We start from the raw sequence: 21,252 nt of genomic DNA, 5'->3' as shown, positions 1-21,252 counted from the left end.
GGAAGCTCCACATGCTCAACGCCGCTGGGACGATGACGACCTACGCGTGCCGCCGGGGTACCGGCTCGTCGTCGCCGGGGGCGAATCGGATGGAGGCGTGTCAGCCGGTGGCGGGATGCACCGTCTTGCGCATCACGGTCTTGCTCTTGCCGATGTGACGCTCGAAGGTGAAGCCGGCCTTCTCGAACATCGCCCTCGTGCCGTTGTGCAGGAACGACGATGACGTCCTCTTTCCCGGGGCCAGCTCGTTGGGGAACGAGACCACCTCCCCGCCGCCGGCTCGCGCGATCAGCTCGAGCGCACCATCCAGCGCCTCCCGTGCCACTCCCGACCGCCTGTGGTCGCGGTCGACGAAGAAGCAGGTGATGCGCCACGGTGCCGGATTCGTCTCGCCGGCGTCATATTGCTTGCGGTGGTAGATTCCCGGCAGCTCGGCCGGACTGCCGTATTGGCACCACGCGATCGCGGCGTCGCCGTCGAAGACCAGCGCGGCGTGCGCGACGCCCTCCGCGACGAGTCGCTGCTTGAACGTCGGCCCGTCGTACTCGCTCTTGATGGTCTCCTCCGTGTCGCCGTGGAAATACGAGCAGTAGCACCCGCCCCACACCCCGTTGTGCTTCTCGGCGAGCGCGAGCCACGCCGGGAAGGTTTCCGGCGTGAGCGGCTTGATCACGTGCGACGTCGTCATGGTCACGCTCTTAGTGTGCCGACTGCGGGGGACGCCGGACAGGGGCTCCCCGCGCGGTCGCGGCACCGCGGCTCAGGGCGGCCCCGTTGTGGGGGATCCCCGCGGATCCCGCGGATCCCCGCGCCGAACGAACTCGACGTTGCTCGGTGGACCCGCCATGGCTGCGAGCAAGCGGCGCCCCAGGGGTGCCGTCACCCGATCCTGCGAAGGGCTCAGACGCGAGGGTGATCGGATGCGGCGAGCACGCGTTCGGCCGCTTTCACCATCGCCACATCGATGAACGTGCCGTCCTCGAGCACGAACGCGCCGGTGCCGTCGGCGGCGGCCGCCGCCACGCGGTCGACGATGCGCTGGGCGCGAGCGACCTCGTCGGCATCCGGCGTGAAGACCCGGCGGATGACCTCGATCTGACGGGGGTGGACGGCGGTGCGCCCGGCGTACCCGAGCGCGCGTCCGGCGCGACAGCTCTGCTCGAGGCCGTCGAGGTCGGCGACGTCTGCCCACACGGCCATGAGGGGCAGCGGCAGGCCCGCTGCCGCGGCGGCGTTGACGATGCGCCCCCGCGACCAGGCGAGGCCCGGTTCGCCGGCCGGCCCCGCGGGAACGCCGAGCTCGGCGCGCAGGTCGGCCTCTCCCGCCGCGATGGAAGACACCCCGGCTCCCGCGATGTCGAACGCCCGCTCGATGGATAGCGCGGATTCGAGCAGCGCGTGCACCTCACGGCCCGGCAGGGCGGAGCGGATCGCGGCGACGTCGTCGGCCGACTCGGTCTTCGGGAGCCGGATGCCGAAGGATGCGGGCAGGTCCGTGACGGCGGCGAGATCCTCCTCGTGGGCGGCAGCGCCTCGTGCGTTGATGCGCACCTGCACGGCGGGGGCGTGCTCCCCGCGTTCGGTCCAGGCGGCGGCGAAGTCGGCGAGCGCGGCTCGCGCCTGCGCCTTGCGCGAGAGCGTCACCGCGTCCTCGAGGTCGACGATGACCGCATCCGCCCCCGCCTCGAGGGCCTTGCCGAAGCGCTCCGGACGGTCGGCGGGCGCATAGAGGGCGACGAGGATGCGGCGGGTCATGCGATCGATCCTTCCGCACGCATGCGCGTGATGTCGTCCGCGGTGTAGCCGAGCGACTCCAGCACCTCGTCGGTGTCGGCGGCGTGCGCGCGTCCGGAGAATGCGATCGTCGCCTCATCGCGCGACAGGCGGAACAGCGGTCCCTGCATGGCCATGTCGCCGAGGTCGGGGTCGTGGATGCGGTGGATCGTCCCGAGTGCCTGGAACTGCGGGTCGGCGACGATGTCGGACGGGTCGTACACGGGCGCGACGGCGGCCTGCGCCTGTTCGAACGCGGACACCACCTCGTCGCGCGTGTGCTGCGCGATCCAGCCGCCGACCGCGTCGTCGAGCTCGTCGGCGTGCTCGGCCCGGCTCGCCCCGCTGGCGAACCACGGCTCGGCCGCGAGGTCGGGGCGGCCTACGAGGGCCATCACGCGCTCGGCGATCGACTGCGCACTGGTGGAGACGGCGACCCAGGAGCCGTCGGCCGTGCGGTAGGTGTTGCGGGGCGCGTTGTTGGTGGAGCGGTTGCCGGTGCGCGGCTGAACAGAGCCGAGCTGATCCCACCGCGTGATCTGCGGGCCGAGCATCGCGAGGATCGGCTCGATGATCGCCACGTCGACCACCTGCCCGCGGCCGTCGCGTCCACGGGCGTGCAGCGCGGTCATGATCGCGTAGGCGGTCGCGAGCGACGCGATGCCGTCAGCGAGTCCGAAGGGCGGGAGGGTCGGCGGTCCGTCGGGCTCGCCCGTGGCGGCGGCGAACCCGCTCATCGCCTCGGCGAGCGTGCCGAAGCCCGGCCGGCTGCGGTACGGCCCGATCTGCCCGAAGCCGGTCACGCGGGCCAGCACCAGACCGGGGTTCTCGGCCGACAGCTCCTCGTACCCGAGGCCCCACCGCTCGAGCGTCCCGGGGCGGAAGTTCTCGATGACGACGTCGGCGGTGCGGGCGAGGCGGAGGAACGCGTCACGCCCGTCGTCGGTGTGCAGGTCGATCGCGACGGTGCGTTTGTTGCGCCCGAGCGTCTTCCACCAGAGGTTCTGACCGTTCTTGCTCGGGCCGTGCCCGCGGGCCGGGTCGGGGCGGGTCGGATGCTCCACCTTGATGACCTCGGCACCCATGTCGCCGAGGTGCATGGCCGCCATGGGGCCGGCGAACAGAGTGGATGCGTCGATCACGCGGAGCCCGTCGAGGGGGGTCATGTGCGGTCCTCCCAGCAGACCCGCAATCCGATCGAGGGCGACGCGTCCTGTCCCAGCCCCGGCAGCAGCAGCTTGGCGGCGAACTCCGGCGTCTGCACGCCGCCGTCGAAGTACCAGTCGGATCCGTCGCTGCGGTGCGCGCTGCCGCCCTTGAGCATGACGAACCGGGTGCGACCGTCGGAGTGCTCCGACTCGGTCCAGTTCCACACCTCCGGTTCCCGGCGCCGGAAGGAGGGGTCGGACGCGGCGAGCTGCCACTCGTCCTCCATCGGAAGCCGACCGCCGACCCATGCCGCGTACTCGCGGGCGCGGGCGAAGGTCATGCCGGTTGCGGGGAGCTGAGGATCGCGCGCGTCGGTGTGTTCGCCGAGCGAGTCGAGGAAGCGGGCGTACTCCGCCTCGCTCACTTCGGCGGCGGCGACCCGGACGGGATGCGGCAGCTCGGCGACGCGCTCAAGCGTGCGCTGGTCGTGCAGGCGCGGGGGCAACGGCTTCCACTCGTCGACGTACGGCGCACCCTCGTACATGCCGGTCTCGCGGGCGCGGAACCGCACCGTCAGCACATGCGTGCCGGCGGCGACGGTCACGGTGGGGGCCGCCTCGGCCTCGCCCCCGACAGGTGCCGTCCACGCGGGCGCGGGCAGTCGTCGCGCCCGGCGGTGCGGGAAAGACGCGTCCGCCACGGGAGGCTCGGCGAGGAGCGCGGCGCTCACCTCGTCGACGAGCGCCGGGACCGCGGCATCCGCCGGAAGCCTCATGACGGCCCCGATGCCGCCGGCCGGCACCGTCACCGACGAGACCCCGTCGCCGGTTTCGTGCAGCGGGATGTACCGCCCGTCGCCGGGAAGCTCGTGCACGACGTCGGCGTCAGAGGTGTTGACCAGGCACAGCAGGGTCACACCGTCGAGCTCGAAGGCCGACCCGAAGACGGGCGCGTCGTGCACCGCGAGAGGCGTCCACTCCCCCTCGACGAGCCAGCGGTGCATGCCCCGTTGCACGGGCAGCATGCGGCGGAGCGTCGCCGCGTCGCGGTCGTTCCACCCGACCCACGCGCCGAAGACGACCTCCCACACCATGATGCCGACGCCGTTCAGCCACGCCGAGCGCAGCTCCTCGGCGTGGTCGCGGTGCCAGCGGCGGATGTGGTGCTGCATGTGGCGGCGCTCGAACCAGCGGGCCCGGAGGACGCCCGGCACCTCGGAATCGGCGAACCACTGCGCCCACGACAGCGTGTGGTCGGCGATCCGCTCGGTGGCGAGCTTCGATTCCCCCTCGAGCCCGATGCCCGGGCGCGCGACGTCGAGCGCGGCGACGAGGTCGGGGTCGGCTTTCCTCAGCGTGTCGAGGAAGACGCCGTCCGCGCCGAGCCGCCGGACGGTCGCGGCGAGCTCGGTGGCGTCGTCGCCGTCCCGGCGCGTGCCGACGTCCCACGGGTTGTAGTCCACGAACACCGCGACTCCCGCGCCGTGCAGCGCGTCGGCGGCTTCGGCCAGCCCCGGGACGGCGTAGAAGTCCCACTGGTTGCGGTCGTCGATGCCGATGACGGGATAGGCGTGCCACAGCACGATGCCGTCCAGGCCACCGAACCGGCGCTGCGCGTCGTCGAGGAAGCGTTCGGGTGTGAACCGCTGCGCCTCGAAGTCGAAGAAGAGCTCGTCCCACAGCCACACCTGCGCCACCGTGAAGCAGCGGCTCGCCCATGCGGATGCGGGGTCGTCGTACCGGGTCGGCGCGCCGTGGCGGGCACGGGCGCCCTCGCGCCACGCGGTCAGCTGCGCGCGCCACGCGTCGAGGTCGGCGGGATCGGTCGGGGCGATGAAGATCTTCGCGTCGTCGAGGTGGGTCGCCGCATCGCCCGCGGTGACGTCGACGTCGAGCGGAACCGGCGTCGGCCGGTCGATCTCGCGGGGGACGAGGGGGTCGAATCCACCGCTCACGTCAGGTTCTCCTTCAGGAAGGCGGCGACCTCGCCGGTGGTCGGCACCGCGTCCTGCGCACCGGGGCGCGTGACGGCGAGGGCGGATGCGGCGGCCCCGGCCCGCGCGGCGTCGACGAGTAGAGCGACGTCGACGGTGTCGGGGCGCCGTCCGGACGCGGCGAGGGCCGCGGCCAAGACTCCGCAGAAGGTGTCGCCGGCGCCGGTGGTGTCCACGGCCGTCACCACGTGCGCGGGAACCTCCGCCTGCTCGTCGCCGCAGACGACGAGGCACCCGCGGCGGCCGAGGGTGATCACGAGCGCGCGCACGGCCGGTGCGAGTGCGGCGATGGCCGCGTCCAGTTCGTGGGTTCCTGCCACCTCGAGGGCTTCGTGCTCGTTCACCACGAGCACGTCGGTCGCGGCCAGCAGTGCGTCGCGCGCCGACGCGAAGGGCGCCGAAGGAGCCGCGTTCAGGACGTGCCACGCACCGGCGGCACGGGACGCCGCCGCATCCTGGACGAGCGGCACCGGGATCTCCAGCTGGGTCAGGAGGACCGTGGCCCCCGCGACGACCTCGCGCTGCACGTCGGTCAGCGTCTCTCGGGCCGCGTTGGCACCGGCGGCGACGACGATGGCGTTCTCGCCGGAGGCGTCGACGGAGATGAGCGCGGTGCCGGTCACGTCCTCGACCCGGACCAGGCCGGAGACGTCGATGCCGTCGGCCACGAGCGCAGCCCGCAGCGTCTCCCCCTCGGCGTCGGTGCCCACCGCTCCGACGAACGCGACCGCGGCGCCACCGGCGCGACGGGCGCCGACGGCCTGGTTGGCCCCCTTGCCACCGCCGGTGCGCACGAGCGACGAGGCCAGCAGCGTCTCGCCCGGCGCCGGGATGCGGGCGACGCGGGCGACGACGTCCTGGTTGATGCTGCCGACGACGACGACGCTCACGACGACACCTCCCACAGCCCGCGCGTGCGCTCGGCGAGCTCACGAATGGAGCGGTGTGCACCGCCGGGCAGGGAGGTGGCGATCCGGTCCTGCAGGGGCGACGTCCACGCGGCGCCGATGCCGTTCGCGCCGACCAGGCCGCCGACGACCGAGCCGACGGTCGCGCCGCCCGAGTCGGTGTCCCAGCCCCCGGAAACGGCGAGCGCGACGGCGGCGCCGAAGTCGCGGCCGTGGGCCTGCAGCGCGCACGCGATGAGGGCGGCGTTGTTGAGGGTGTGCACCCAGTGCATGCCGGCGTATTCGGCGTGCAGGGCGTCGAGCGCATCCGCCGTGCTCAGACGGCCGTCGGCGAGCGCACGACCGGTCTCGCGCCCGAACCGCACGGCGTGCGCAAGGCGCGAGGCGGGCGGGACGACCGCGTCCGCGGCATCCAGGACGGCGTCGGGGGTGTCTGCGACGAGGGATGCCGCGCACAGGGCGGCGGCCCACATCTCGCCGTAGAGGCCGTTTCGCGTGTGACTCAGCCGTGCGTCGATCCACGCCGAGCGGGCAGCGCCCCGCACGTCGCCGGGGTGGGCCCACCCGTGCACGTCGGCGCGGATGACCGCGCCGATCCACTCCCGGAAGGGGTTGTGGTGGGTCGCGGTCTCGGGCACGGGGCGCGCGTCGAGGATGTTGCGGTACGCGGCGCGCTCGGCCGTGAAGACCCGGCCCGCGGGCAGGGCGGCGAGCCACGCCTCGGCGACGTGGTCGGTCTGCAGGCCCGCGCCGTGCTGCTCGAGCAGTTCGAGGGCCAGGATCGGGAAGTTCAGGTCGTCGTCCTCCGGCATCCCGGCGATGTTCTCGACGAGGGAGGTCGGCGCGGAGCGCCGGTTCCAGGGCCACCGCTCGGCGACCTCGGCGGGCAGACCCCGGGCGGTGAAGTAGCCGTGGATCGGCCAGTTACCGGTCGCGCGGGCGATCTCCTCGATCCCCTCGCGCGGGATCTTCTCGACGGGTTTGCCGAGCAGGCACCCCGCCGCCCGCCCGAGCCACGCCCCGTGGACGCGCTCGAACGTGGCTCCGCCGGCGGCCGCGCCCGGCGCGGGCGGCAGGAGCGCTTCGATCGCGTCCCACCCGTCGGGTTCATCCGCGCTCGGGCGCTGCAGCCCCTCCAGTTCGTCGAGGATGTTCCGCGCCAGTTCGCGCTGCGCCGCGGGCGCCGGCGTTGCGCTTGCGCCCGACGGGGCTAGCCGGGTGGCGCCACCGGCCGCGGCCCACCGGCGTTCGATCGGCAGGAGCTCGTCCTCGCTCACACCCTGTTCCCGCAACGCCGCGAACTCGGCGGGAACGAGGTCTTCCGGCTGTGCCCACGTCAGCCTCACGCCACGGCCTCCGGCGCCAGCAGGGTCGACAGCGCCGCGGAGCGCGCGGCCGCGCGCTCCGCGTCGGCGCGCGCGACGTCACGGACCACGTCGACCATCGCCGTGACGACGCCGTCGAGGTCGAGGCGGCTCGCGGTGGTGACCCCGCTCACCCACTCGCTCGGGACGGCGGCGCTGCCGCGCAGGCCACCGCAGATGGCGCCGGCCATCGTCGCGATCGAGTCGGCGTCGCGGCCGTAGTTGACCGCATCCAGCACCGCGGCGCGGAAGTCGCCGTCGTGCGCCACCACGAAGCCGAGGGCGACGGGAAGCTCCTCGATCGCCTTCGTACGTGACGGAAGCCGAGCGTCCATCGCCGGCGACCGGTACTGCTCCCCCACCGTGTCGAAGGGTGCGACCGCCCGCCGGATGATGCGGCCGAGCTCGCGCGGGTCGTCCGACCCGCCGGCTGCGAGGAAAGCGTCGACGGCGTCGAAGACGGCGCGGATGGCGGCGGCAGTGCCGTCGTGGGCGACATCGAGCACCGCGCGGCGCACGTCGGCGACGGTGGCGCCGGGGGCGGCGGACGCGGCGACCGCGGCGGCGAACACGCCTGCCGCCTCGCGACCGTACGACCACTGGTGCGCGCCGGTGATGTCGATCGCCTCGGCGTAAGCGCCACGCGGGTCGCCGATGTGGACGAGCCCGACGGGTGCCATGTACATCGTGGCGCCGCAGTTCACGACGTTGCCGACGCCCGCTTCGCGCGGGTCGGCGTGGCCGTAGTGCAGCTTCATGACGAGCCACTTCTCGGCCAGGAAGACGCGCTGGAGGATGAGCGCCTCGTCCTCCAGCTCGGGGATCCAGCGGCGTTCGCCGATCATGAGGGGGACGAGGTCGCTCGCGACGTCGTAGGCGTCGAGGTGGCGCCGCTGCTTCGCGTACACCTCGATGAGCGCGTGCGTCATGAGGGTGTCATCCGTCACGTGCCCATCGCCCTTGTGGTACGGCGCGATGGGCCTCGCCGTGCGCCAGTCGGGCAGGAACGGACCGACGATCCCCTCGACACGTCCGCCGTGCCGCTCCTCGATCTGTTCGGGCGTCCAGCCCTCGGTCGCCCCGCCGAGCGCATCGCCCACGGCGGCACCCGCCAGCACCGCCGACACCCGATCGTGCAACACGTCCATGCATTCCCTCATTTCGTTCAAGCGTCGGTGTCACGGGGGTGGATCGATCGATCCACCCCCGTGAGGTCATCAACCGGCGACGTCAGCCCAGCCGTCGGTGAGCTGCTGTGCGAGCTCCTCGCTGCTGATCTGGTCGGCCAGGTACTGCTGGAAGGCGGGCGTCGCGATCGTGTCCTTCCATTCGGCGTACTTCGACACCTTCAGAAACGGCGGACCGACCAGACCCTCACCGGAGGCGAGCACCTGCTTCCACGCCTGGTCGTCACCGGCGAGCGTCTCGACCTCGGCGCGCGCCGCACCCGACGACGGGATCAGCGCGTCGGCGAAGGCGATCTTCCCCAGGTTCTCACCGCTCATGAAGTAGTTGAGGAAGTCTGCCGACTCCTCCACGTACTCCGAGTCGACGTTCACCGAATACGTCTGCGGGGGTCCGGCCTGGAGCGCACCGGCCGAGCCCTCGAGCGGCGGCAGGGCGACCCAGTTGAAGCCCTCGGGGGCGTCGTTGGCGATGTTCGTCGCCTGGAAGGAACCCTGCACAGTCATGGCGACCTTGCCGCCGTAGAAAGACGGCAGCACGTCCGAGCCGGACTGGGTCAGCGAGGTCGGCTCTATCGACTTGTCGGTGTATGCCATCTCATGGATGCGTTCGGCCACCGCGAGCTCATCGTCGCCCACCTCGATCGTGGCCTCGTCGCCTTCGCCCTGGAAGTACCCGCCGTCGAAACCGAGCGACAGGCTCATGATCGTGGCGGTCGGGGAACCGAGGCCCCAGCCGAGACCGTACTGGTCACCGGTGGTGGTCGCCTGGGCGATCTCCTGCAGCTCATCCCACGTCATCGTGTCGCCGGTCGGGACCTCCACGCCCGCCGCCGTGAGCAGGTCGGTGTTCGCGAACGCCATGTACGACTGCAGCGTCGAGGGGTACGCGACGATCTGGTCGTCGTGGGTCACGGAATCCCAGATGCTCTCGGAGACATCGGACTTCAACTCCGGGTCGATGAGGTCGCTGAGGTCCGCCAGGTACCCGTCCGCCGCGAACGAGACGATCGAGCTCGCGTCGAAGTGGATGATGTCGGGGGCCGTGCCGCCGGTGAACTGGGTGATGAGCTTGTCGTAGATGCCGTCCCACCCGGCCTGGACGATCTTGACCTGAACGTCGTCGTTCTCGGCGTTCCAGGCGTCGACGATCTCCTTGATCGCCGCCTGGGTCGCCGGCTGGTCCGACAGCGACTGGAACTGCAGCGTGACGGCGTCGCCGTCTCCCCCGCCGTCGTTGTTGGCGCTGCCCTGCTGGCAGCCCGCCAGCGCGATGGCTGCGACGCCCGCGAATGCGACGGCGCCGATGCCCCGGATTCTTCTCATGATGATCGCCTTTCTCTTTCTCTTGGTTCTTCGTCTCGGGAGGGTCAGCCCTTGACGGCACCGGCGAGCATGCCGCCGGTGAGTTTCTTCTGCAGGATCCCGAAGATGATGAGCGACGGGATCGTCGCGAGGATCGCGCCGGCCGCCAGGGGTCCCAGTTGCGTCTGCCCCTCGGCGCCGAGGAACGAGCGCAGCGCGATCGGCAGGGTGTACAGCTCCGGGCTCTGGATGAGGACGAGCGCGAGGAAGAACTCGTTCCAGGCCGAGACGAACGTGAACATCGCGGTGGCAACGAGGCCCGGGGCAAGCAGCGGCAGGATGACGGTGCGGAGGATCGTGAAACGCCCCGCGCCATCCATCTCGGCGGCTTCCTCGAGGTCGGGCGGGATCGCGGCGACATAGCCCTGCAGCATCCACAGCGTGAACGGCATCGTGAAGGTGACGTAGACGAGGATGAGGCCGAACAGGGTGTCGTTCAGCTGCAGGCTCCGGAGCACCAGGAAGAGCGGAATGATGATGAGGATCGTCGGGAACACCTGGCTGACGAGGATCCACACCGTGCCGGCGGCGCGCAGCTTTCCCTTCAGCCGCGCGAGGGCATATGCCATCGGCATCGAGAGCAGCACCGAGATGATCATCGTCACGACCGCGACGATGATGGAGTTGCCCGCGGCGGTGAGGAGGTTCTGCCGCTCCAGCGCCGAGGCGTAGTTGCTGAAGTCCCACTGCTGCGGGATGAGGTTCACCGCGAGGGAGTTGAGCTCCTGCGTCGACTTGAACGATGCCGACAGCAGCCACAGCAGCGGGAAGCCGAGGAAGATCAGGTACCCCGCCAGCGCGAGGTACATCAGCACGGTGGCGTAGAGGGGGCGTTTCGTGGTCATTTGCTGACCGCCTTGTTCTGCCGGAACTGATTGATCAGATAGAGCGAGAGGATCACCAGGATCGCCACGACCAAGACGTTGCCCATCGCGGAGGCGTACCCGATCTCGCGGTTGCGGAACGCCTCGAGGTAAGTGAACAGCGGCGGGATCATCGTGCGACCGCCCGGACCGCCCTCGGTGAGCACGTAGATGAGGCCGAACGAGTTGAACTGCCAGATGAAATCGAGCGCCGTGACCGCGATGATGACGGGCCGCAGGGCCGGCAGCGTGACGTGCCAGAAGCGGCGCACGGCACCGGCGCCGTCGACGGCGGCCGCCTCGTGCTGCTCAGGCGCGATGGACTGCATTCCGGCCAGGAGCAGCACGGTGGTCTGCGGGATGCCGGCCCACACGCCCACGACGATGACCGCCGGCAGCGCCGTCGAGAAGTCGCCGAGCCAGTTGATACCGGGGATGCCGAGCCAGCTGAGCACGCCGTTGAGGGGTCCGGAATTGGGGTTGTAGATCATGCGCCAGACGATCGCGATGACCACCGGCGGCATCGCCCACGGGATGAGCGCGAGCACCCGGGTGAGACCCTTCAGTCGCAGGTTGGTGTTGAGCAGCAGGGCAAGCCCCATTGCGCTGGCCAGGGTGAGGAGCGCCACGGACCCTGCCCACACGATGCCGATGCCGAAGGACTCCCAGAAGCGCCGGTTGCCCGCGAGGTCGATGAAGTTGCCCAGGCCGATGAAGTTGATCTCGGCGTTGCGCGCGAGCGTCGCATCCGTGAATCCGAGGGCGACACCGCTGACGAGCGGGATCACGGAGAAGATGATGATCGGCAGGAGTGCGGGCGCCACCAGGGCGATGGCCTCTTTGCGCTGGGCGCGGGCGCGCGGCCCGATCTGCCGGACGCGTGGCGGCGGCGAGGACTTCTTCGTCTTCTCAAGCGTGGTCATCCGTGGGCCTTCTCTTCATCGATGAGCTCAGGTCGGCGTAACGCGGAGGGTGCGGACGCCGACGACGAACCGCGGACGACCAGCGATGGGGGCACGGTGACCGTGTGCGCCGGCCGAGCCGGTTCGGCGATGCGCGCGAGCAGCATCTCGGCGGCCACGCGCCCGCGCTCTTTCGCGCCCAGATCAACGCTCGTGAGTCCCGGCCGCACGACCTCGGCGAGTTCGGTGTCGTCCACCCCGGTGACGGCGAGATCGGTGGGAACGGTCAGGCCGAGGTCTTCGGCGGCGCGGAGGACGCCGACGCCGATGAGGTCGTTCGCAGCGACCACCGCCGCGGGCCGGTCGTAGCGGTCCAGGAGCGGAACCGCCGCGTCGTACCCCGCCGCGATGGTGAAGTCGGATGCGTCGATGTGCTGGGTGCGCAGGTCGCGGTGGTTCGCCGCCGCCGCGATGAAACCCTCCCGGCGCATGCCACCGGGCGTCGTGTCGGCCGGGCCGTTGATGAACGCGATCGTGCGCCGTCCTTGCGCGACGAGGTGGTCGACGACAAGGCGCATCGCCGTGCGGGAGTCGGCCCGCACGGTGTCGAAACCGGCGGAGTCGGGGATGCGCCCGAGCACCACGAGCGGAATAGGAGCCGCCGCGAGCGCGGCGAGCAGTTCGTCGGTGACGCGGAGGGGCGAGAGGATCATGCCGTCGACGTAGCCGCGGCCGAGATCGCGGACGACGTCGACGGACGACGAGGCGGTGCCGGTCGACGACAGCAGGAGCCGATATCCGGAGGCCGAGACGACCTGCTCGATCGCGGCCATCATCTCGACGTACACCGGGTTGCCGATGTCGGCGACGGCGTACCCCAGCTGCAGGGTGCGTCCCCGCTTGAGCGACTGCGCGGTCGCGTCGGCGACATAGCCGAGCTCACGCGCGGCGCCCCGCACCTTCGACACCGTCTCGGCGCTGGCAATCAGCCCGTTCAAGGCCCGCGACGCGCTCGCGACGGAGACACCCGCGCGGGCGGCGACCTGCGTGATCGTGACGCGTGCCATGGCTCCCCTTCGAGCGGTGTAAACGATTCCAGCTCCCTCCTGTAAACGTTCTCACTGGTTCGTTGCGGTTGTCAAGAGCGCACCATTTTCCGCCGGCGGGTGAGAGCTAGCGGGAAGGACTGCTTCCGTCCAGGGCTGGGGTACCGCACGCCGCGCGGGTTAGCGTTGCGCCATGATCGACTTCTTCCCCGACGCCGCATGACGCCGCCCCCGAACCGCACTGTGCGCCGATTCGACCGTGGCCCGCTCGCGTTCCAGGTGTTCGCGACGACGGCGCAGCAGGACTCCGGTCGCACCCCGGTCGTGCTCGTGCACGGCATCGGCATGTCGCACCGCTACCTGTCGCGCCTGCAGGATGTCCTCAGCGAAGACCACACCGTGTTCTCGATCGACCTTCCGGGATTCGCGGGGCTCCCGAAGCCCGGTTTCGATGTGGACGTCGCCGCCATGGCTGAGGCCCTCGGCGAGGTGATCGAATCCCTCGACGTCGGCCCCGTCATCCTCGTCGGGCACTCGATGGGCGCCCAGTGGGTGGTGGAGCTCGCCGCGCAACGTCCGGACCTCGTCACTCACCTGGTCGCCGTCGGACCGGTCACCGACGACGAGCACCGCAGCGTCCTCGCACAAGCCATCGCACTGGGGAAGGACACCCTCGGCGAAACCCCGCGGATCAACGCCATCGTCTTCACCGACTACATCCGCTGCGGCATCCCGTGGTACCTCACCCAGGTGCGCCACATGATCGTCTACCCGATCGAAGATCGCGTCGCCGAGCTCAGGATGCCGCTGCTCCTGATCCGCGGCGAGAATGATCCCGTCGCGGGCGTGGAGTGGTGCCGGCGGCTCCGCGGCCGAGCCCCGTCGGCGGCGCTCGTGACGATTCCCGGTCGGTACCACGTCGCGCAGTTCTCGTCACCGCGCGCGGTGGCGGACGCCATCGTTTTCCACACCACGACCGCGGCGGCCGTCCACGCCCGTCCATGAGGAACGCGCTTCGGGTCGCGGCGTGGTGGCTGGCGGACTACGCCTACGCCACCACGTGGCAAGTCCGTGCGTTCGCGAACCGCACGCGGCCGGAGTCGTTCCGGTCCGGGCCGGGAGTGCCGGTGATCATCCTCCCGGGCGTGTACGAGACCTGGAAATTCCTGCAGCCCCTCGTCGAGCACCTGCACGCGCGCGGTCACCCGATCCACGTCATCGACCTGCTGCACCGCAATCTGCGTCCGGTCGTCGAGATGGCCGCTGTCGTCAGCCGCTACCTCGAGGCTCGGGACTTGGGAGATGTGATCCTGGTCGCTCACAGCAAGGGCGGCCTCATCGGCAAACAGGTGATGATCGGACCGGCTGCATCCAGGGTGCGGGGGATGGTCGCGGTCGCGACGCCGTTCGGCGGCTCGCGGTACGCCCGGATGATGCTCACGCCCTGGCTGCGGAGCTTCTCGCCGCGCGATAGCACCATCCTCGCCCTCGCCGAGCAGCAGGATGTGAACGCGCGGATCACATCCGTGTACGGCCTGTTCGACCCGCACATCCCCGAGGGGAGCACCCTGCCCGGCGCACGCAACGTGCTGCTGGACACGGGCGGCCACTTCCGGATCCTGGCCCACCCCCGCGTGCTCGCCGAGGTCGAGCGGATGTCCTCCGACGGCCCGTCGGCGTGAGCGTTCCGCGCTCTGCGCCTCCGACGCCCTAATGTAAGTCGCTGGGGAGATCAGAATCCGAATCTGCCGCCCCGCCCCTCACCGATGAGCATCCACGCCGTGCCCCGCCTCCCACCAGGGCTCGCCGCGCGCCCTCGTGTCACGGCCCGGCTCGACAGCGACGCGCCCGTCGTGGTTCTGCACGCACCGGCAGGCTACGGAAAGACCACCGCCCTGACCCAGTGGGCGACCAGCACCACCCGGTCGGGCCTGTGGTTCCGCGTCCGCGACGGGATGAGCGAACCGGCCGCCTTCGTCCATGACCTGTCGGCGGAGCTCGCCGAAGCCGGCGTCCTGGATGAGGCCGACCCGCACCGCACAGCTGCGGAGAGCCTCGCCCCGTTGGGCGACCCGTGGAGCCTGCTGCGCGGCCGTCTGCAGCGCATCCGCGGCGCGTTCACGCTCGTCCTCGATGAGGCCGAGCACCTCGACGACGCCACGATCGCCGGCATTCTGCGCACCGTCGAGGAGCACCCCGGCCTGTCCTTGCGTGTCGCGACCCGCGGCCCCCACCGATTGACCGAACACGGGCTCGACCTCGGCGTGGCTCTCGAGCGCGTCGGCCCCGACGAGCTGGCTCTGACGGAGACCGAAGCGGTCGAGGTGCTCGGCCGTGCCGGTTCTGCCGGCACCGTGACGCACGTGCTCGAGCACGGCGGGAGCCCCGCCCTCGCCCGCATCGTCGGACTCACCGGTCGCACGCCGCCGGAGGCGGCCGGGGATGCGGTGGAGACGGCGGTCGCGTCGCTGTTCCGGCTGCGCTCCTCGTCGCGGGACGAGCGCTTCCGCTCGTTCCTGGAGCGCATCGCGCTTTCCGAGGCCGTCGACGCGGAGCTGGCCCGGCAGCTGACCGGAGACCCCGCCCCCGGCGCACTGCTGGAGCGGGCGGAGGCGGAAGGGCTCGGGTACTGGAGATCTCCCCCGCCTGACGATCGCCAGGGCACGCTGTTCATTCCCTCCCCCGTTTTCCGCCGCATCCTCGGCGCATCCCTTCGTCGGCGATTGCCCGGTCGCGTGACACGGGAGTTGGACGCGCGGATAGCGCGATGGAACCTCAGCCGCGCACACGCGTTTCCCGCTCTTCAGTCGGCCGTGCGCTCTCGCGACTGGGATCTCGTCACCGACGTCGTCCGTGTGCACTGGGATGACCTGTTCCGCAACGCCGGCGAGGTGCGGGAACTGTTCCGGACGGTGTCGCCGCTGAGCCTCCGCGCGCAACCGTTGCCGTGCATGCTGCTGGCGATCCTCTGGGACGCGCGCGGCGCCGACCCGCTGCGCGCTGCGGCGTATCGGGGGCTCGCCGCGTACGGAGCCCGCGCTCCGCTCCGCTCTGCCCCGCCCGAGGACCGCGCGCTACTGGCCGCGATCCAATCGGCCGCACACCGGGTATCCGGCTGAAGCGGCAGGCCGCTCGGGGCGTGGGTCAGGCCGAAGCCTCTTGGGCTTCCCTGTCGTGCTGGACCGACTTCTCCTCCATGAACCGGCACAGAGCCGCGGCCCGCTGAAGCTCGCCGCTGAGGTCGTCGAGCTGCTCGGGGCTCATCACCAGATCGTTGGGACGCGCCTGCAGGGTGATCTCCCAGTGCTGTTCGCCCGGCGCGACAGGCTGCATGAACATCTCTGTCGTCGCATTGACGAGCCGCAGGATCACCAACCCGGTGTCCCGGCCGTCGCTGCCATCCTGAAGGGCCACATGCCCGCGGACCTCGTGCCCTTCGCTGCGGAACTCGTCCAGCCAGTCCTGCAGCACGGCCTGTGTGCGGTAGGGCATGAGATGCGCCTTTCTCGACGGCTCGCCCACCCCGTTAGGCAAGTCCGATCACCTATTTTCTCATGCGGCAGGGCTCTCCGCTGACACCTCAAAGTCGAAGCTTTCGCACCACGACCCCGACGGTTTCGAGCGCGCGATCGTGGACGGCCTGGGCGCTAGCTGCGCCGCCGGAGCAGACGGCGCCCGACACGCAGCACGGCCCATCCGCCGAGCAGCCACGGCCCGGCCACGATGAGAGGGTCCATCCACATGTGGCGGAGATCGACGCGCCCGCGACGCGACGAGATCGGCCGCAGGCGCGGCTCGGCCAGAATGCCGGTCTCGGTGATCGGGTTGTCCGGCCGCAGGGTGAACAAGGAACGCACGTGCGCCCCCGTCGCGTCGACGCGGTCACCCAGGATCAGCAGCAACCAGTGCGCGGCTCGGCCTTCGCTGAAGCGGGCATACGCGAAGCGACGGATGGCGCCGGACACCCCGTGCAACGGCTGCGCCGTCCCGTACGCCGCGGTGAGGTGCGCGTGCTCGATCGAGCGTTCCCGGCGCGGATCGTCGCGCTGGCGTTCGGGCTCGACCCAGTGGGCGCCGGTCGCGCCGAGGTCGAAGCGCTCCTTCGGAAACGACGGGCGGTCGGCCGGGTCGAGGTCGACTCCCCACCCGGGGATGCGCGCGCGCAGCTCCTCGGCGGTCGGCGGGGTCACGGGCTTGTCTGGGGTGTAAGGCATGGCTCCTCCGTTGCGATTACGCGGCCGAGGGGACGATGACCGGCTTGATGCAGTCATCGAGCTTGGACGAGAACATGTGGTACGCCTCCGCGATGTGCTCGAGCGGCACGCGATGGCTGATCATGTCGCCCGGCTTGATGTGGCCGGCCTGGATGTGTTCGAACAGCCGCGGCCACTGGCGCTTGACCGGTGCCTGGTTCATCCGGAGGGTCAGACCCTTGTTGAGCGCGTCGCCGAACTTCACCGCGCTGAACAGCGGCCCGTAGGCGCCCACCACGGAAACGTTGCCGCCCTTGCGCACCGCATCGATCGCCCAGTTCAGCGCGATGGGCGAGCCGCCCTGGAGCTTGAACTTGACGGAGGTGATGTGTTGCGTGAGGTTCCCATCGGCCTCGGCACCCACGGCGTCGATCACGACATCCGCGCCGAGGTAGCCGGTGAGCTTCTTCAGGAGCACGACCACGTCACGATGGTGCGTGAAGTTGTGGGTCTCGGCGAACGCGAATTCGCGGGCCTTCTCCAACCGGTAGTCGAGGTGGTCGATGACGATCACGCGGCCGGCACCCATGAGCCATGACGAGCGCGCCGCGGCGAGCCCGACGGGTCCTGCCCCGAAGACAACCACGGTGTCGCCCTCGGCGATGTCACCGAGTTGCGCGCCGAAGTACCCGGTCGTGAACGCGTCGGTGAGCATGAGCGCATCGTCGTCATCCATCCACTCCGGGATGATGGTCGGCCCGACGTCGGCGAACGGCACCCGCACCAACTCGGCCTGTCCGCCGTCGTACCCGCCGGTGGTGTGCGAGTAGCCGTAGATCCCGCCGACGGCCGTCGCGTTCGGGTTGACGTTGTGGCAGTTGGAGTAGAGCCCGCGCGCGCAGAAGAAACAGGTGCCGCAGAAGATGTTGAACGGCACCATGACGCGGTCACCGCGCTTCAGGTTCTGCACCGACGGCCCGACCTCCTCGACGCGTCCGATGAACTCGTGGCCGAACGTGTGGCCGATCCGGGTGTCGGGCATCAAGCCGTGGTACAGGTGCAGATCGGAGCCGCAGATCGCTGCCAGCTCCACCCGCACGATCGCATCGTTGGGATGCACGATCTTCGGATCGGGCTTCTCCTCGACGCGCATCTTGTACGGGCCCCGGTAGACCATCGCCTTCATGGGTTCTCCTCCGTGTGCGTCGTCGGCTCAGGCGTCTTTGTCGAGGGTGCCCTCGTCGGAGTCGTCGTGCGCGTCGAGCGTGCCCGACTCCTGCCCCTCCGTGACCTCGTCGTCGCCTACGTCGCCCTCGGCCTGGCTGGGCTTGTCGGGAAGGGAATCGCTCATCTCGAACTCCTCGTGTCGCGCGCCGGCGGATGCGGCGTCCTCGGCCTCCCACCTCACCCGGTCGGCGCCGATCCATGGAGGGGGTTGACCTGCGGCGTTCCGATGCACAACATGCGCGGTCGCGCGGATCCTCCGCCGCGTCAGCTCGACTGGTCGGTGGCGGCGTCGGTGAGTGTGTGCAGGAGGGCGGCGAAGCGCGCCAGATCGTCAGCATCCACCGACGCCAGCGCCTTCTCGAAAGCCACATCGAATCGAGTGAGCGCCGACCAGGGGTCGGCAGAGAGATCAACGGTCGCTTCCAGCCGCGTCACCCGACGGTCGTGGTCGTCGACGACGCGCCGTACGGCGCCGCGCTGCTCGAGCCGGTCGACCAGGGCGGTGACGCCGGCCGAGGTGATCCCGAGGAAGTCACGAAGGGAGGTGGGCCGCGATCCGGGCTCGGCGGCGATCAACAGCAGCGCACGGGCATCGAGCTCGTTGATCTCGAGGCTGCGGCGAGCCTCGAGAATCGATGCCTGACGGGAATCCAGGTAATGTCGCAGCGCCATCGAGAGCACGGAGCTGTGCGGAAGCGTGAAACTCGTCGGCTGGTCCCCCGCGCTTTCGGCCATTCCCGCAGGTTACCCAAGGACGCGTTACTACAGAAATTTATTTAACTATTCTAGATACCTGGTAGGCTCCCTTCTTGGGGACAAACGAAGGAGCTCGCCATGGGTCATCTTTATTACGGCGCCACAACGAACCCCATCGAGGTCCCCGATCGGCTTCTCGCGCACGTAAAGGTCGTCATCGCCACCAAGCTGCGCCGGGGCGAGAGCTTCACGATGTCGTGGCGCGACGAGAACCGCTCGACCATCTGGCTGCAGCCCGCGATCGAACTCAGATTCGTGTTCTCCTCCGCTGAGTCCGAGACCCTCGACCCCGCGCTCCTGCAGCAGCTCGCGAACGAGGCGGCGACCGCCGCCGGAATGACACTCGATCTGACCAGCACGTCGACCGACTCCCCCGCCCCCGCGTCCCTTCGGCGCTGACACCGCACACCTCCGTCGCGCAACCCCGTGGAACGTGACCGGCTCCTCCGGTTAGCGTGGGCACGAGGAGGCTGACGGATGTCGCGAAACACACGTGTCCTGCGCTGCACACCCGAGGACGTGTTCCGGGTGCTGGAGAACGGCTGGCTCTTCCCTTCGTGGGTCGTCGGAGCCTCACGGATGCGGAGCGTCGCCGAGGATTGGCCGCACACCGGCACTCAGCTGCACCACTCGTTCGGCACCTGGCCGTTGCTGATCGACGACTCGACAGAAGTGCTCGACTACGAGCCCCCGCGCCGGCTCGTACTGAAGGCACGAGGATGGCCGATCGGGGCCGCCCGGGTGACCATTCACGTCAAGCCGCACGCCGACGGCTCGATCGTCCGCATCCAGGAGGAAGCGGTCGACGGCCCGGCCACGCTGATTCCCGGGCCGATCCTCGACATCCCGCTGCTGCTGCGCAACGCCGAGACGCTTCATCGGCTGGCGTATCTGGCCGAAGGTATGGCGGATACCGCCGCGCGCACCACCGCACAGGACGAGGACCCGTCCACCCGCGGCACCGACGACACGCGATGACCGAACGGGATGCGATCGTCGTCGGCTCGGGCCCGAACGGCCTGGCCGCCGCGGTGACCCTCGCCCGCGCCGGCCTGTCGGTGCGGGTGTACGAACGGTCGTCGCGAATCGGCGGGGGCGCGAGCAGTGCGGAGCTGACCCTGCCGGGGTTCGTGCACGACGTCTGCTCAGCCGTGCACCCGCTGGCGTTCGAGTCGCGTTTCTTCCGCGAGTTCGGGCTTTCGCGGCGCGTGGATTTCGCTGTGCCCGACGCCTCGTACGCCCACCCGCTGGACGGTCGTCCCGCCGCCGTGGCCTATCGGGACCTCGACCGGACGGCCGAGACCCTCGGTCGCGACGGCGCAACCTACCAGCGCTTGATGCGGCCGCTCGTGGAGCATGCGAGCGAAGTGGCCGAGTTCACCGGCGACACTCTGCTGCGGATGCCGCGGCATCCGGCGACGGCGATCGCGTTCGGTCTGCGAGCCCTCGAGCAGGGGACGCCCGTGTGGAATGCGCGGTTCTCCGAAGAAGCCGCCCCCGCTCTGATCACCGGCGTCGCCGCGCACACGATCCTGCCTCAGCCGAGCCTTGCTGCGGCCGGCGCGGGTCTGGCGCTGGGCACCTACGCGCACGCGCGCGGGTGGCCGATCCCGATCGGGGGCAGCCAGGCGATCGTGGATGCGATGGCCGCCGATCTGCGCGCCTTCGGCGGCGAGATCATCCTCGACACCGATGTCCGGTCGCTTGCGGAACTGCCGCGGGCGCGTGCGGTGCTGCTGGATGTCACCCCCGACGCCCTGCTCCGCATCGCCGGCGACGCGCTTCCCGCGCACTACCGCGCGGCCCTCGCCGCGTTCCGGTACGGAGCGGCGGTCGCGAAGGTGGACTTCGCGCTGTCCGCGCCGGTGCCGTGGTCGGATCCCGCGGTCCGCGAGGCCGGCACGGTCCACGTCGGCGGAACGCGGGCGGAGATCGCCGCATCCGAAAATCTCGTCCGGCGCGGGAGGATGAGCGACCGGCCGTATGTGCTGGTCTCGCAACCGTCGCGGTTCGATGCCAGCCGCGCCCCCGCCGGGCAGCACACGCTGTGGACCTACACCCACGTGCCGGCCGGCAGCGCCGCCGACCGTGAAGAGGCCATCACCGCGCAGATCGAGCGGTTCGCCCCCGGATTCCGTGACACGATCCTCGCGTCCCGTTCTCGCACCGCGGTGGACGTCGCCGAGGAGAACCCGAACTACCCCGGCGGCGATATCGCGGCGGGGGCCGCCACGATGCTTCAGCTCGTCCGGCGCCCCACGCTGTCGCCCGACCCGTGGCGCACGCCGGCGGCAGGGGTGTACCTCTGCTCCGCGTCAACCAGCCCGGGGCCGGGGGTGCACGGCCTGGCCGGCTGGCGCGCCGCGCTCAGCGCCCTCCGGCACGAGTTCGGCACGCGCGCGATGCCCGATCTGTCGCCTCGCTAGGCGCTGTCGCACTGCACCCGCTAGGTGCCTGTCGGGCTAGATCCCGAACCGGTTTCCGTCAAGCCCCTGGGTGAACGGGGGAAGCGGTTCTTACGTTCTCCCC

22 protein-coding genes are annotated in these 21,252 nt (G+C 70.5%); 6 read left to right on the top strand and 16 right to left on the bottom strand.

Features of this window, described 5'->3' with window-relative positions; all coding sequences use genetic code 11:
• Positions 1-100: 100 nt before the first annotated feature.
• The 11 genes from AC4FS2_RS01625 to AC4FS2_RS01575 all read right to left on the bottom strand — a co-directional run bounded on the left by AC4FS2_RS01625 (position 101) and on the right by AC4FS2_RS01575 (position 12,568).
• Entirely contained in the window at positions 101-688 is a 588-nt protein-coding gene (locus AC4FS2_RS01625; RefSeq protein ID WP_491155682.1) for an N-acetyltransferase, read from the bottom strand.
• 212 nt (positions 689-900) lie between these two features.
• Positions 901-1,755, bottom strand: a complete 855-nt coding sequence (locus AC4FS2_RS01620) for an HpcH/HpaI aldolase/citrate lyase family protein (protein WP_491154090.1) — start codon at positions 1,753-1,755, stop codon at positions 901-903.
• Positions 1,752-2,939 (bottom strand): CaiB/BaiF CoA transferase family protein, encoded by a 1,188-nt coding sequence (locus tag AC4FS2_RS01615; RefSeq protein ID WP_491154092.1) that lies wholly within the window; start codon positions 2,937-2,939, stop codon positions 1,752-1,754. The genes AC4FS2_RS01620 and AC4FS2_RS01615 overlap by 4 nt, the downstream gene beginning before the upstream one ends.
• Complete coding sequence (locus AC4FS2_RS01610) at positions 2,936-4,876, bottom strand: SUMF1/EgtB/PvdO family nonheme iron enzyme (RefSeq protein ID WP_491154094.1); 1,941 nt, start codon at positions 4,874-4,876, stop codon at positions 2,936-2,938. Before AC4FS2_RS01610 ends, AC4FS2_RS01615 begins: the two co-directional genes overlap by 4 nt.
• Complete coding sequence (locus tag AC4FS2_RS01605; RefSeq protein WP_491154095.1) at positions 4,873-5,805, bottom strand: ribokinase; 933 nt, start codon at positions 5,803-5,805, stop codon at positions 4,873-4,875. The genes AC4FS2_RS01610 and AC4FS2_RS01605 overlap by 4 nt, the downstream gene beginning before the upstream one ends.
• Complete coding sequence (locus tag AC4FS2_RS01600) at positions 5,802-7,169, bottom strand: ADP-ribosylglycohydrolase family protein (RefSeq protein WP_491154097.1); 1,368 nt, start codon at positions 7,167-7,169, stop codon at positions 5,802-5,804. The genes AC4FS2_RS01605 and AC4FS2_RS01600 overlap by 4 nt, the downstream gene beginning before the upstream one ends.
• Positions 7,166-8,335, bottom strand: coding sequence for an ADP-ribosylglycohydrolase family protein (locus AC4FS2_RS01595; RefSeq protein WP_491154098.1), 1,170 nt, complete (start codon positions 8,333-8,335; stop codon positions 7,166-7,168). Before AC4FS2_RS01595 ends, AC4FS2_RS01600 begins: the two co-directional genes overlap by 4 nt.
• 69 nt (positions 8,336-8,404) lie before the next feature.
• Entirely contained in the window at positions 8,405-9,697 is a 1,293-nt protein-coding gene (locus AC4FS2_RS01590) for an ABC transporter substrate-binding protein (RefSeq protein ID WP_491154100.1), read from the bottom strand.
• 44 nt (positions 9,698-9,741) lie between these two features.
• A complete protein-coding gene (locus AC4FS2_RS01585; RefSeq protein ID WP_491154101.1) occupies positions 9,742-10,581 on the bottom strand; it encodes a carbohydrate ABC transporter permease in 840 nt (279 codons plus the stop codon).
• Complete coding sequence (locus tag AC4FS2_RS01580) at positions 10,578-11,522, bottom strand: carbohydrate ABC transporter permease (protein ID WP_491154103.1); 945 nt, start codon at positions 11,520-11,522, stop codon at positions 10,578-10,580. The genes AC4FS2_RS01585 and AC4FS2_RS01580 overlap by 4 nt, the downstream gene beginning before the upstream one ends.
• A complete protein-coding gene (locus tag AC4FS2_RS01575) occupies positions 11,519-12,568 on the bottom strand; it encodes a LacI family DNA-binding transcriptional regulator (protein ID WP_491154104.1) in 1,050 nt (349 codons plus the stop codon). The genes AC4FS2_RS01580 and AC4FS2_RS01575 overlap by 4 nt, the downstream gene beginning before the upstream one ends.
• Before the next feature lie 198 nt (positions 12,569-12,766).
• Here AC4FS2_RS01575 and AC4FS2_RS01570 point away from each other — a divergent pair, with 198 nt between their 5' ends.
• The 3 genes from AC4FS2_RS01570 (at position 12,767) to AC4FS2_RS01560 (ending at position 15,666) form a co-directional block, all read left to right on the top strand.
• Positions 12,767-13,552: an alpha/beta fold hydrolase gene (locus AC4FS2_RS01570; RefSeq protein ID WP_491154106.1), complete on the top strand. Its 786-nt coding sequence runs from the start codon at positions 12,767-12,769 to the stop codon at positions 13,550-13,552.
• Positions 13,549-14,229 carry an esterase/lipase family protein gene (locus tag AC4FS2_RS01565; protein ID WP_491154108.1) on the top strand — a complete coding sequence of 227 codons (681 nt, stop codon included), beginning with the start codon at positions 13,549-13,551 and terminating at the stop codon, positions 14,227-14,229. Before AC4FS2_RS01570 ends, AC4FS2_RS01565 begins: the two co-directional genes overlap by 4 nt.
• Before the next feature lie 99 nt (positions 14,230-14,328).
• Positions 14,329-15,666, top strand: coding sequence for a winged helix-turn-helix domain-containing protein (locus AC4FS2_RS01560; protein ID WP_491154110.1), 1,338 nt, complete (start codon positions 14,329-14,331; stop codon positions 15,664-15,666).
• Positions 15,667-15,691: 25 nt separating this feature from the next.
• Here AC4FS2_RS01560 and AC4FS2_RS01555 read toward each other — a convergent pair whose 3' ends face one another.
• From AC4FS2_RS01555 to AC4FS2_RS01535, 5 genes are all read right to left on the bottom strand, one after another.
• A complete protein-coding gene (locus tag AC4FS2_RS01555; protein ID WP_491154111.1) occupies positions 15,692-16,039 on the bottom strand; it encodes a hypothetical protein in 348 nt (115 codons plus the stop codon).
• A gap of 155 nt (positions 16,040-16,194) precedes the next feature.
• Positions 16,195-16,761 carry a hypothetical protein gene (locus AC4FS2_RS01550; protein WP_491154113.1) on the bottom strand — a complete coding sequence of 189 codons (567 nt, stop codon included), beginning with the start codon at positions 16,759-16,761 and terminating at the stop codon, positions 16,195-16,197.
• Positions 16,762-16,777: 16 nt separating this feature from the next.
• Positions 16,778-17,926 carry a zinc-dependent alcohol dehydrogenase gene (locus tag AC4FS2_RS01545; protein ID WP_491154115.1) on the bottom strand — a complete coding sequence of 383 codons (1,149 nt, stop codon included), beginning with the start codon at positions 17,924-17,926 and terminating at the stop codon, positions 16,778-16,780.
• Positions 17,927-17,953: 27 nt separating this feature from the next.
• Positions 17,954-18,091, bottom strand: a complete 138-nt coding sequence (locus AC4FS2_RS01540) for a hypothetical protein (RefSeq protein WP_491154117.1) — start codon at positions 18,089-18,091, stop codon at positions 17,954-17,956.
• Between the two features lie 140 nt (positions 18,092-18,231).
• Positions 18,232-18,702: a MarR family winged helix-turn-helix transcriptional regulator gene (locus AC4FS2_RS01535; protein ID WP_491154119.1), complete on the bottom strand. Its 471-nt coding sequence runs from the start codon at positions 18,700-18,702 to the stop codon at positions 18,232-18,234.
• 99 nt (positions 18,703-18,801) lie between these two features.
• Between AC4FS2_RS01535 and AC4FS2_RS01530 the strand changes: the two genes are divergently transcribed.
• The 3 genes from AC4FS2_RS01530 to AC4FS2_RS01520 all read left to right on the top strand — a co-directional run bounded on the left by AC4FS2_RS01530 (position 18,802) and on the right by AC4FS2_RS01520 (position 21,149).
• Positions 18,802-19,122 (top strand): DUF7882 family protein, encoded by a 321-nt coding sequence (locus AC4FS2_RS01530; protein ID WP_491154120.1) that lies wholly within the window; start codon positions 18,802-18,804, stop codon positions 19,120-19,122.
• Between the two features lie 78 nt (positions 19,123-19,200).
• Complete coding sequence (locus AC4FS2_RS01525; protein WP_491154122.1) at positions 19,201-19,701, top strand: SRPBCC family protein; 501 nt, start codon at positions 19,201-19,203, stop codon at positions 19,699-19,701.
• Entirely contained in the window at positions 19,698-21,149 is a 1,452-nt protein-coding gene (locus AC4FS2_RS01520) for a phytoene desaturase family protein (RefSeq protein WP_491154123.1), read from the top strand. Before AC4FS2_RS01525 ends, AC4FS2_RS01520 begins: the two co-directional genes overlap by 4 nt.
• The last annotated feature ends 103 nt before the right edge of the window (positions 21,150-21,252 follow it).

The organism is Microbacterium sp. Z10_103 (assembly GCF_058310455.1).
Note: the sequence above shows the minus strand (reverse complement) of the source record. Positions and strands in the feature narration are given on the sequence as shown.

What these genes read in the sequence shown, in the direction of transcription:
- AC4FS2_RS01625 (WP_491155682.1), bottom strand. Translation starts at nt 688, where the DNA reads ATGACGACGTCGCACGTGATCAAGCCGCTCACGCCGGAAACCTTCCCG.
- AC4FS2_RS01620 (WP_491154090.1), bottom strand. Translation starts at nt 1,755, where the DNA reads ATGACCCGCCGCATCCTCGTCGCCCTCTATGCGCCCGCCGACCGTCCG.
- AC4FS2_RS01615 (WP_491154092.1), bottom strand. Translation starts at nt 2,939, where the DNA reads ATGACCCCCCTCGACGGGCTCCGCGTGATCGACGCATCCACTCTGTTC.
- AC4FS2_RS01595 (WP_491154098.1), bottom strand. Translation starts at nt 8,335, where the DNA reads ATGGACGTGTTGCACGATCGGGTGTCGGCGGTGCTGGCGGGTGCCGCC.
- AC4FS2_RS01590 (WP_491154100.1), bottom strand. Translation starts at nt 9,697, where the DNA reads ATGAGAAGAATCCGGGGCATCGGCGCCGTCGCATTCGCGGGCGTCGCA.
- AC4FS2_RS01585 (WP_491154101.1), bottom strand. Translation starts at nt 10,581, where the DNA reads ATGACCACGAAACGCCCCCTCTACGCCACCGTGCTGATGTACCTCGCG.
- AC4FS2_RS01580 (WP_491154103.1), bottom strand. Translation starts at nt 11,522, where the DNA reads ATGACCACGCTTGAGAAGACGAAGAAGTCCTCGCCGCCGCCACGCGTC.
- AC4FS2_RS01575 (WP_491154104.1), bottom strand. Translation starts at nt 12,568, where the DNA reads ATGGCACGCGTCACGATCACGCAGGTCGCCGCCCGCGCGGGTGTCTCC.
- AC4FS2_RS01570 (WP_491154106.1), top strand. Translation starts at nt 12,767, where the DNA reads ATGACGCCGCCCCCGAACCGCACTGTGCGCCGATTCGACCGTGGCCCG.
- AC4FS2_RS01565 (WP_491154108.1), top strand. Translation starts at nt 13,549, where the DNA reads ATGAGGAACGCGCTTCGGGTCGCGGCGTGGTGGCTGGCGGACTACGCC.
- AC4FS2_RS01555 (WP_491154111.1), bottom strand. Translation starts at nt 16,039, where the DNA reads ATGCCCTACCGCACACAGGCCGTGCTGCAGGACTGGCTGGACGAGTTC.
- AC4FS2_RS01550 (WP_491154113.1), bottom strand. Translation starts at nt 16,761, where the DNA reads ATGCCTTACACCCCAGACAAGCCCGTGACCCCGCCGACCGCCGAGGAG.
- AC4FS2_RS01545 (WP_491154115.1), bottom strand. Translation starts at nt 17,926, where the DNA reads ATGAAGGCGATGGTCTACCGGGGCCCGTACAAGATGCGCGTCGAGGAG.
- AC4FS2_RS01540 (WP_491154117.1), bottom strand. Translation starts at nt 18,091, where the DNA reads ATGAGCGATTCCCTTCCCGACAAGCCCAGCCAGGCCGAGGGCGACGTA.
- AC4FS2_RS01535 (WP_491154119.1), bottom strand. Translation starts at nt 18,702, where the DNA reads ATGGCCGAAAGCGCGGGGGACCAGCCGACGAGTTTCACGCTTCCGCAC.
- AC4FS2_RS01530 (WP_491154120.1), top strand. Translation starts at nt 18,802, where the DNA reads ATGGGTCATCTTTATTACGGCGCCACAACGAACCCCATCGAGGTCCCC.
- AC4FS2_RS01525 (WP_491154122.1), top strand. Translation starts at nt 19,201, where the DNA reads ATGTCGCGAAACACACGTGTCCTGCGCTGCACACCCGAGGACGTGTTC.
- AC4FS2_RS01520 (WP_491154123.1), top strand. Translation starts at nt 19,698, where the DNA reads ATGACCGAACGGGATGCGATCGTCGTCGGCTCGGGCCCGAACGGCCTG.